At 42.1% G+C, this 10,322-nt stretch carries 10 protein-coding genes; 3 read left to right on the forward strand and 7 right to left on the reverse strand.

Annotation, left to right across the window (positions count from 1 at the left end):
* Positions 1–207 precede the first annotated feature (207 nt).
* Both BM265_RS18760 and BM265_RS18765 read left to right on the forward strand, forming a co-directional pair.
* Positions 208–2,958 (forward strand): DNA methyltransferase, encoded by a 2,751-nt coding sequence (locus tag BM265_RS18760; RefSeq protein WP_074963455.1) that lies wholly within the window; start codon positions 208–210, stop codon positions 2,956–2,958.
* Positions 2,959–3,098: 140 nt separating this feature from the next.
* Complete coding sequence (locus BM265_RS18765; RefSeq protein WP_207647017.1) at positions 3,099–3,695, forward strand: hypothetical protein; 597 nt, start codon at positions 3,099–3,101, stop codon at positions 3,693–3,695.
* Positions 3,696–3,807: 112 nt separating this feature from the next.
* On the opposite strand, the gene BM265_RS18770 is transcribed toward BM265_RS18765, so the two are convergent.
* Positions 3,808–4,080, reverse strand: coding sequence for a helix-turn-helix domain-containing protein (locus BM265_RS18770; protein WP_013483966.1), 273 nt, complete (start codon positions 4,078–4,080; stop codon positions 3,808–3,810).
* Complete coding sequence (locus BM265_RS18775; RefSeq protein ID WP_074963457.1) at positions 4,073–4,435, reverse strand: type II toxin-antitoxin system RelE/ParE family toxin; 363 nt, start codon at positions 4,433–4,435, stop codon at positions 4,073–4,075. Before BM265_RS18775 ends, BM265_RS18770 begins: the two co-directional genes overlap by 8 nt.
* Before the next feature lie 184 nt (positions 4,436–4,619).
* Between BM265_RS18775 and BM265_RS18780 the strand changes: the two genes are divergently transcribed.
* Complete coding sequence (locus tag BM265_RS18780; RefSeq protein ID WP_074963458.1) at positions 4,620–5,192, forward strand: hypothetical protein; 573 nt, start codon at positions 4,620–4,622, stop codon at positions 5,190–5,192.
* 272 nt (positions 5,193–5,464) lie between these two features.
* Here the strand turns inward: BM265_RS18780 and BM265_RS20825 are convergent, their stop codons facing one another.
* The 5 genes from BM265_RS20825 to BM265_RS18810 form a co-directional block, all read right to left on the reverse strand.
* Positions 5,465–6,355: a DUF6075 family protein gene (locus tag BM265_RS20825; protein ID WP_242940908.1), complete on the reverse strand. Its 891-nt coding sequence runs from the start codon at positions 6,353–6,355 to the stop codon at positions 5,465–5,467.
* Positions 6,356–6,367: 12 nt separating this feature from the next.
* The gene (locus BM265_RS18795; RefSeq protein WP_074963459.1) at positions 6,368–6,577 is read right to left on the reverse strand and encodes a hypothetical protein; all 210 of its coding nucleotides are present in this window, start codon (positions 6,575–6,577) and stop codon (positions 6,368–6,370) included.
* Positions 6,574–7,182, reverse strand: a complete 609-nt coding sequence (locus tag BM265_RS18800; protein ID WP_074963460.1) for a helix-turn-helix transcriptional regulator — start codon at positions 7,180–7,182, stop codon at positions 6,574–6,576. Before BM265_RS18800 ends, BM265_RS18795 begins: the two co-directional genes overlap by 4 nt.
* On the reverse strand, positions 7,179–8,588 hold the full coding sequence (locus tag BM265_RS18805) for a hypothetical protein (RefSeq protein ID WP_074963461.1): 1,410 nt from the start codon (positions 8,586–8,588) through the stop codon (positions 7,179–7,181). Before BM265_RS18805 ends, BM265_RS18800 begins: the two co-directional genes overlap by 4 nt.
* A gap of 304 nt (positions 8,589–8,892) precedes the next feature.
* Positions 8,893–10,260 (reverse strand): plasmid recombination protein, encoded by a 1,368-nt coding sequence (locus BM265_RS18810; protein ID WP_074963462.1) that lies wholly within the window; start codon positions 10,258–10,260, stop codon positions 8,893–8,895.
* Between the last annotated feature and the right edge of the window lie 62 nt (positions 10,261–10,322).

Consider the following 10,322-nt stretch of genomic DNA (forward strand, 5'->3'; position numbering starts at 1 on the left):
GCTTAGGTCAGGTGCTCTCCGAGGGGCAAAGGGGGTCTGCACCCCCTCTGCACTCCCTGCTCACTTGTCTGACAAAAAGAAAAAAAGACGGGCTGTCCGCTGCTGCGGTAGTCCGTCTTACTATAAAGTGGTCATTCATTAGTTGAACCATTTACGGAAATATGCTATAATGTATGGTGATAATCATTCCATTCAGGGGGATATACTATGACTGAAAAAGAACAGAAAAAGGCAGCGAAGGAGTTTGCCGAGCGTTGGAAAGGCAGGGGCTATGAAAAAGGGGAGTCCAACCTTTTCTGGATAGACTTGCTGACACACGTTTACGGAGTTGACAACATAGCTGAATTTATCAGCTTTGAGGATCAGGTTCATCTGGATCACACGTCCTTTATAGACGGTTATATCAAGTCTACGCACGTTATGATTGAACAGAAGTCTATCGGCAAGGACTTACGCAAGGCAATAAAGCAGTCTGACGGCTCTCTGCTCAATCCGTTCCAACAGGCAAAACGCTATGTGACGGAGCTGCCGTTATCGCAGCACCCTCGATGGATAGTGACTTGCAACTTCGAGGAATTCCTTGTCTATGACATGGAGAAGCCCAACGGCGAGCCTGAGCAGATATTCTTGAAAGACCTTGCAAAGGACTACTACCGTCTGCAATTCCTTGTGGAAACAGGTAGCGAAATGCTGAAAAAGGAAATGGAAATTTCCTTGAAGGCAGGCGAACTTGTTGGCAAGCTGTACGATGCCATTCTGAAACAATACAAAGAACCTGATAGCCCCGAAACACTGAAAAGCCTAAATATGCTGTGCGTAAGGCTCGTATTCTGCCTATATGCGGAAGATGCAGGCATTTTCGGCAAGCATGAAATGTTCGGGCGGTATCTGAAACAATTTCAAGCGAAAGATATCCGCAAGGCACTTATCGAGCTGTTTCAGGTACTCGATCAGAAGCCCGAAGATCGTGACCCCTATATGGACGATGACCTTGCTGCGTTCCCTTATGTGAACGGTGGTTTGTTCGCTGATGAAAACATCGAAATTCCACGCTTCACAGATGAGATAGTGGATCTGCTTGTGAACAATGCAAGCGCAGGATTTGACTGGTCGGAGATCAGCCCGACGATCTTCGGTGCGGTATTTGAAAGCACTCTGAACCCCGAAACAAGACGTTCAGGCGGTATGCACTATACCTCTATCGAGAATATTCACAAGGTCATTGACCCTCTTTTCCTCGATGAGCTGAAAGCAGAATTCAATACGATATGCGAAACTAAGGTCGATAAAACAAGAAAAGCGAAACTGGAGCAATTCAGAGATAAGCTAGCTTCACTCACGTTCCTCGATCCCGCCTGCGGTTCAGGCAACTTCCTTACTGAAACTTATATCAGCCTGCGCCGACTGGAGAATGAAGCATTGAAAGCTATACACGGAGATCAGATACTTTTAGGCGGTGATGGTGACTTCAACCCTATAAAGGTAGGTATCGGACAGTTTTACGGCATTGAGATCAATGACTTTGCTGTGACTGTCGCAAAGACCGCCCTCTGGATAGCCGAAGCGCAGATGATGCACGAAACTGAGGAGATAATACAGAATAACCTTGATTTCCTGCCACTGAAAAGCTATGCCAACATTACCGAGGGCAATTCGCTGCTAATAGACTGGGAAAGCGTTGTTTCAAAGGAAAAGCTGTCTTATATTATGGGCAATCCGCCGTTTGTTGGATTTACTTTTATGAGCAAGGAACAAAAAGATGATATTCAGAAAATTTTCCCTGATGTGAAAAATCTTGACTTTGTTGCTGGTTGGTATAAAAAAGCATCTGATTACATTCAAGAAACAAATATAGAGTGCGGATTTGTATCTACTAACTCAATCACACAAGGTGAAACTGTGTGTCGCCTATGGAAACACCTTAGTATTATCATAAATTTTGCTTATTTGTCATTTATTTGGGATAGCGAAGCTAATCAAAAAGCTCAGGTTCATTGTGTAATTATAGGTTTTTCGTGTCATAACCGAAAAGAAAAATACTTGTACAAAGGTGGTATCAAAGAACGTGTTGAAAATATAAACTATTATTTATGCGATGCGCCTAATGTTATTGTAGAAAGTCGAAATAAACCACTTTGTGATGTTCCCAAAATGGTTTATGGTAATAAACCCGCAGATGGCGGATATCTTATCATTGAAGCAGATGAATATGATGAATTTATAAAGCAGGAACCTCAAGCTCAAAAATATATCCATCGTTTACTAGGTGCGACTGAATTCATAAATAATAAGCTGAGATATTGCCTTTGGCTAGTTGGTGTAAGTCCTGCTGAAATCAAAAAATGTCCTTTAATATTAGAAAGAGTACGCAAATGTAAGGAACAAAGAGAAAGTAGCATAGCAGCTGGAATACGTAAGTTTGCTGAAACACCAACATTATTTGCCCAGATAACACAACCCGAAGGAAAACCTTATATTATTATTCCCAGACACTCTTCTGAAAGAAGAAAGTACATACCATTTGGCTTTGTTGATCCAGATGTAAAGGTGAATGATGCAGTACAAATAATTCCTGATGCAACATTGTATCACTTTGCTATACTGATGTCTAATGTTCATATGGCGTGGACTAAAGCGGTTTGTGGGAGAATAAAGAGTGACTATCGCTATTCTAAAGATGTAGTATATAACAACTTTCCTTGGTGTAACCCCACTGACGAGCAGAAAGCTGTGATAGAGCATACCGCGCAGTTGATACTGGATGCAAGGGCAAAATACCCTGACTGTTCTCTAGCAGACCTCTACGATGAGCTAACCATGCCCCCCGAACTACGCAAAGCTCACCAGCTCAACGATAAAGCTGTTATGCAAGCATACGGCTTTGACTACAAGACCATGACCGAGAGTGAGTGCGTGGCAGAGCTGATGAAGATGTATCAGAGGTTGACGAAAAAATAATTGTAAAGGTGCACAAAGAGATTGGAGAAATCTCCTTTCTTTTTGTGTGCCTTTTTTCTTGACAAAAAGGCTATCAATATGCTATAATCATAAACAATAACAGGAACAGAGATTTCTCCTTTCTTCGTAAAAAGAAAAAAATGAAAGGTCGTGTTTTTATGACAATCCAAAAATTAGAAGAATTATATGAAAGAGGTCCGGAGCTTCACATTGATATCGGTGGGGCAACCACTTTTAACGAACTCAGTCAGATTATCAGTGACGGGAACAAATTGATCTCGTTGCTGGCCGACAACAAATTGCGAGACTTTATCAAGCAAATCACTGAAGCCCTTCAGTTGGAGCTTGATGTCCTGCTTATCAATGATGTCGAGCCAGAGGATATCGTTACGATCGGTCGTGACCGAGGTGCTCTCACAGGAGAAGGTGCTGCTGAAATTTTCCGCGACTATTTTTGGCAGAAGCAGCATATCGCCCACTTCCGCGAGGCTACCGTCAAAACTGTTGACGGCAGCACTTACACGATACTTGCCGGCAGCAAGATCAACATGAAGCCCTCCAAGAGTAACAGTGCAGTCGCTTTACAGGTTTTTAAAGAACTGAAAAATTCCAGCAAAGTTACTGCCGACGGCATACTTATTGATGACGTTGAGCTCAACTCAAAAAGTGCTGTCGCAAGCCTGATTTCAGGCGTGAACACCAACGGCACTAAGACCCCTCTAGGTGAGCTCGTATAAACAAAAAAAGGGGGGCTGAGGTTGCAACAAACCTGAATAATGTGCTAACAAAAAGAAAAAGACGGGCTGTCCGCTGCTGCGGTAGTCCGTCTTTATAATTTTATAATAACAATTATAAAAACTCTATCCTAAGTTTTTTGCCCATAGCATTTGCAAGCCGTTGTAAAGTTCTTATTGACGGATTAGCATTTCCGTTTTCAAGCTTGCTTATATCACCCTGTGCTATACCCGAACGATCTGAAAGCTGTTTCTGTGTAAGTCCGCTTGAATTACGAGCATCTATCATAGCCTGCATAATTGTAAATTCTGGTTCAAGTGCTTCATATTCTCTACGAAATTCATCATCTTTCATCTGCTCTGCGAGAAGTTCATTGAAATTAGTCATTTTCATTCTCCTTTCTGCTTAGATAATCAGCTCTGTACTGTTTGGCTCTTTCAATCTCTGCCCTTGGTGTTTTTTGTGTTTTCTTTATAAAGCCATTTGTCAAAACAACTTTATGTCCGACTACAAAGAAATACAAGACCCTAGATATATCCGAGCCTACTTTTGCTCTTAACTCCATTATACCGTCTTCTATAGGCTTTGATTCCGGTTCTCTTAATCTGTTGCCGTTTTTTTGAAGAAGCTCTACTGTTCTGAACATTTTAGCTCTCATCTTTGTATCAAGACTTAATATAAAATCCTTTGCCGGCTCTGTCCCATCAGCCTTTTCATAAAATATTATTTCAAATTCCTGCATATACATTCTCCACATCAAATTATAGGATTTATCCTATAATTAATTATATAGGATAAATCCTATATTGTCAATGCTATTGGAGAAAAATTCACAAATTACAAATACAAAGTGTTATTTCTGTTTTTACAATCACTCAAAAAAGTGATATAATAGATAAGTTCGATATTATTCTGTGGAGGTAGTCATGAAAATCAAATCAAAAATCTTATCATTAATTTTAACCTTAGTTATGGTGTTTACTTTATCAGCAATACCTGCATCTGCTGTATCTGCTGATACAAGCACTATGATTGACACATCATCGCTCCCAAGTATATCATTAAGTGATTTGGAACGCGGAATAGACGTAGTAATAGTTAAAGATGGTTCGTCTTTAAAAGCTGTAACCCAAGAACAAAGAAAATCAATAAAAAGAGCAGTCATTGACTTTGGTACATTCCATGTTGGCATAGTTAAAGACTCCAGTACAAAAGCTCATCTCTATTGGAGCGCAACAGGAACACAGATAACCAATGTGTCTGGAACAATATACTGCAGTAACACATCAATATTAAAGCCCAAAAGTTATTTTTCGGGCAGAATAGATGAATACAAAGACCTTAATGGAAGATATAACAAGGCAAATGGCTCTACAAAATCATTTTCAATTCCGAAAAACACCAAGAAAGTAAAGGTTGGTTGGAAAAACGTCTACATTACAACTATTGCAGGCGGAAAGGCTTACTTAGGAAACGCCAGCTCAACGGTAAAACTTTAATAATGAAATTACAAGAAAAAAATTATATTCTAAAACACATACAACAGCAAGATATATTTAATTCTAAGGATGGACCCTCTGCAATGATCATAAGGGACTCTTTAGGAAATAATAACGTAGTAAAAACCAAACATATATGGATATTTGTTTTAATACTAGTTTATAAAGCAGACAAAAAACATATATTTCCTTGTGATTGGATTTTAGTCAAAAAAAGTAATATCGAACAATGATCAAAAGGCGAAACGTTATTGTTTCGCCTTTTTTCTATACTAATTCAATTCAAAACGGATCCGAATAGCTTGCCAATAATATGGGGCATAGTCCTTACAGCAGAAGATCTGATCGGGCGTATAGTAGCTGCTCGGCAGCTCCGTTCCATAGCCGTCCTTATTCGTGTAGGTTTCACCATCATCATAGCAGCCGTTCCAAAGGTTAAAGGCAAGGCGCGTTGTTTTCATCGAAGTGCTTGTCTGAAAGCCCTTGTGCAGCCCCTCACGCTTGATACCGTCCTCTTGGAAGTCAAAAACTTCATCGGTATGCTCACGAAGAACCTTATCGAGAGAAAGAAGATACGCAAGAGATAAATGGTAGCAGTCAAGGTGTTTCATTTTTCGGCAGATTTCATCAAATTTATGCTCATGTTCATCATCTTCAAATCTGATTTCCACGCTATCACTTTTACGCTGTAACTGTTTAGTATAGCATTTGGATATCCAATCAACTATCAGGAATTTACGATTAAATTCAGATAAAGACTCATAATGAGGGTCAAATTTGGTTCCAAATCCAAATACAAAATCACCATTTATTTTCTCAATAGGACTACCATTACCTCCGCCATGACCGTCACTAAGAAAAAGTCCCATTTCTTCTCGAATCAATAGACCAAATCTGTCATAGTAACGTATGCCGCCGTCTTTTTTGTCGAAACTTGCGTTAAAACTTTCTATATCCAGAATTTGTATTTTTGATAAATCTATCTCACAAAGAGGAACTTTGAACTGGTCTAGCACCGTTGCATCTATGCCATTGGCATAGATAAAACACAATTGATTGTCTACGATTTTTGCTATTCCACAGTGAAAACACTTATTTTTATCATATAGCAAGTTCGCACCTTCCTCAATCAAATGTCCATTTACGTCATAATACTCAATCATTTTCGTTCCTCCTCATATATCGCTAAAGGAAACTTGCCCCTCTAACTCTTGTTCAGGCTCAGGCTTCGGCTCGATATGCTTTTTCTTACAGATAAAAGCCCTGATTTCGTCCACCATATCAGCAGGAACACGCATTGTCACGGTCTTGCAGCCGTATTTCGGCTTTGCTCCTGCTCCTGCCCTTGCTCCGCCTTTTTTCTTCTTTTTTGTCGGCTCGTTCATTCCTCAGTCTGCTCCTTTCGTTTACGCTGCCACCAATGCCGCTTGGGTGGGTCTTGCTTGTCCTCGATAGCAAGCAGTGCTTTTTTATCCGCCGCGTGCAGCTGCTGCGCTTGATCTGCAAGCACAGCTAGTTTTTCAGCTTGATTTCTTGCGTGTTGCCGTTCACGTTCCAATTCAGATTGTAGAGCAGATATTTGTTCCTGCTGAGTTTTGATCTGTTCGTCTTTGGTGGCGAGCTGTCCTTGCAAAGTGTCAATTGTAGTCTGTAAGACTTCGACTACCGCTGCAAACTCGGTTTGCGGTAAGTTTGCGGCGGTTTGCGTTTTTTGTTGCGATTTTTGCGTTTCTTGTTGCGATTGTGGCGATTTTTGTTGCGATTGTTGCGTTTTTTGCGATTTTTCATTTTGCGATTGTTGCGTTTTTTGCGATTGTGGCGTTTCGCCAATTTGCGATATTTGCGATTTTATGAGGGAAGAATCATAGTCAGACAATTCAAACCGATTGCCAACTTTGAAAGGTTCGATACCCAAATCTGAAATAAGCCTAGATATGGTGGGCTTACTCACGCCCAGCTCATCAGCGATTTGTTTTATGGTTTTGCTCATTTTGCACACTCCTCACTCCACCATTTCAAGACGGTATGGCGGCTCAATCCAGTATCACGCTCACAATCAATCTTCTTCCCTGTTGGGTGAAGCTGCTGCCATTCAAGTACGATCTGCTGCTTGCTAGGTCTACCCTCGGCATTTCTAAAAGGCTGACCTCTACGCTTCATATTTGCCTTTTTACTTCGGATATCTTCCAAATGCCACTCCTGCTTTTGATAATTCCGCTTATTACGCTCGATACGAACATCGGTCAAGATCTCGATATCAGCTATCGTGAAATTATAATAATCCTTGGAATAGCACTCCATAGCACTATCAACATCAGCTTGGGTCAGCTCATTGTTGTGGTTATACGTCCGAAGGACTTCAAAACAATCCTGAATATCGGCTTTGAGCTGTTTTTTGGGGACATCACACTTGCAGGCGTATATTACAAGGCACATAAGGTAAAAATAACGGTGTCCGCCCTCAATCTCGGTCACACGGCGTTTCCACCACTCATAAAGAGCATAGTCCTTGACTTGCTTCTTCTTACGATAGCCGATATTCCACTTGTTAGGGCGTTTGTTGCCCTCAACAACAACTTTCTGATACCATTCGGGATAAAGCTCAGCTGCGGTTGCTCGGTCAATTTTGCTCGGGCGGTACGGACGGTTAACATCAACCCGATTTTCGGGCTTAATAGCATAGCTATTGAGGAAATCAAGGCTGACTTTACCGCCGATTTTAAAGGCGGTGACGGTATTCCCATACTTGCTGTTAGTGCTGCCGACCATACGGAAGCCTTGCCCGATGCTCTGATACTGAATACTCTCGACCTGCGAAGTGCCTTTATACTCCCATATTCTGAATGTGAGATCGTGTTTCAAGGACTTCAATTGCAGCTTTATGTTGGGATAAAGGGCGATTGGCTCATCAAAAACATAGTACAAGTGAAGCCCTCGCCCACTCAAAACAATGAAAGTCGGCTTAGGAATACTGCGGTAAACATCGCCCGAACCTGTTGTACGCTCCAGAACGTGCTCCAATTCAGAACGCCCGACACCGTCAAGGTCAAAAATGAGTGCGTTCATGGTCTGAGCATACTGGAGCTTGTTGCTGCGGCTATGATAAGTAAGACCGCTGCACAATGTCATGCCGTTCCCCTCAACATAGTCCATATAATCAGAAGCCCACGTATCATTGAGCATTATCCTGCGGCGTAAACGCCTTTTTGCACCCTCGTCCTGTTCATCGTGATACAGATAAATAGCGTTAGGGTGAGAAAAATCGCTGTACAGCTCACCAGAGTTCTCGTTGTCGGGGAAGATATAGCGATAGAAGTCCTCGCCATTGACCTGATCGTACACATTGGAAAGCAGCTCATAGCACTCACGGAAGTTATTCAATACATTATCGGACAAGCAGAACACCTCACTTATGCGGATATAACATCATTACTGCGGATACCGTTCTTTTCTTTCTTCTTTTCTTGGAGAAGAAAGAAAAGAACCAAAAGAAAGAAGAACCGCCCCACACACGCTCACGCTCAATACCTACGGTATAAGGGGCTTAGATTATCAATAAGTTTTTGCACATCAAATTAGCCCCAACGCTATAACCCACGGTATAAGGGGCTTAGATTATCAATATATTTTTTTTCACTTTTTTCAGTATAGCATATAAAGCTCCGTTTGTCAACACTGATTGTGTGACACTTTCAATCATTCATCGAGACCGTCCGCCCCACGAACGTTCCTGGGCAAGTTCATCCATGTGTTTTTCATACCGCCTTTCTGTCTCCTCATAAGGCTCTTTGGTAGCGTACTCACACACTTTGCGGACATAATCAAGTTCTTGGTTCAATTGGTTTACATTGCGTCTGTACGGCTTTAAAGCTTCATTCACGGCTTTTTCTTTCTCCTGCTCGATGTGGAACAACTTATCTTGGGCTTCACTTTGCATTTTCGTAGCCTGACTTATAGCTTTGTTCGCTTCGCTTTCATAGTGCTTTTCCAAATCTTCGGCTAATTTAAAGGCTTTTTGGTCTATGATGGCGTTTTCTTTCTGCACCAGAATGTCATAGGTCGCTTTCCGTTCCTCGGCTTCATTGCGGAGCCGTGTGTATTCAGCTTCAATCCGACCAACGTTAGCAGCTACGCTCATAACCGTTTCCTGCTCCTGCTTGGTCAGTTTCTTTTCTCCGTGAGAAAGCTTCTCGGAAATGGCTCTGATAGCGCTGACTTTCGCAAAAATTTCCTCGGAATACTCGTTGTTCAGCTTGTCGAGCTTCTCTTGGTACTCTGCTTTCAGCTTGTTCATGTCGTTCTCATAGGCTTCGTTCAGCTCCAGCAGCTTTTTCTCGGCTTCTTCCTTGCGCATAATGGACATTTCTGCTTCCATGTGTACATCAAGAAGCCTTGTATATTCCTTGCTGTACTCATCACGCAGGCGGTCAGCATCTTTTCTCAGTTCAGTTTCCTCTTTGAGCCGTTCAACACTCTTGTGCTGAGGGGTCTCCTTGGTGTTCAGACGAACCCCGAAGGATCTGACACACATATCGTCAAGCTCTTTGTTCAGAGCTTTGAGCCGAGCCTTTGTTTCAAATGCCTTGCCGTTGATACCCTTTTCGGGTGTATATGCCGACACAAGCACGTGAACGTGTTCCAGTGACGTTCTGCGCTTATTGTCCTTGTCGGTATAGGTATGCACCTCATCCTTGTGTACAAAGCCCCCATGGACGTTCTCAGAGCCGAAAAAGTCGGTAAGGGTCTGATACGATTTTGCAAAGAAATCGTCTGAGAGACCCCTCTCCGTTAGCGTGAGAGGGCATGGAAGCTCAATGAAGCAACAGGTCACTCTGTCCTTGCGTATTCTCTTTGGCGGTATGAGCTTGTCAACCTCTTTCGTTCTCCGCTTCATGCGTTCCAGTGCTTCACTGTAATCTTGGCACCCGATAGCATAGTTGTTCTTGCTCAGCTCAGTGTCGATTTCCTTGTTGCTGTGGTTGCCCTGTTCTCTTTCTTTTTGTCCGAGATGTTTTTTCATTGCTCCAGCTTTCTGCGTGGTTGCTTTCATCCAGTTTGCGCTTGCCATATTATCAGCCCCCTTGCTATGTAGTGTAGCACACAAAAGGACATAAGTCAAGTGCTTAGGTC

Origin of the sequence: Hominimerdicola alba, assembly GCF_900112155.1 — a bacterium.
Lineage (GTDB): Bacteria > Bacillota > Clostridia > Oscillospirales > Ruminococcaceae > Hominimerdicola > Hominimerdicola alba_D.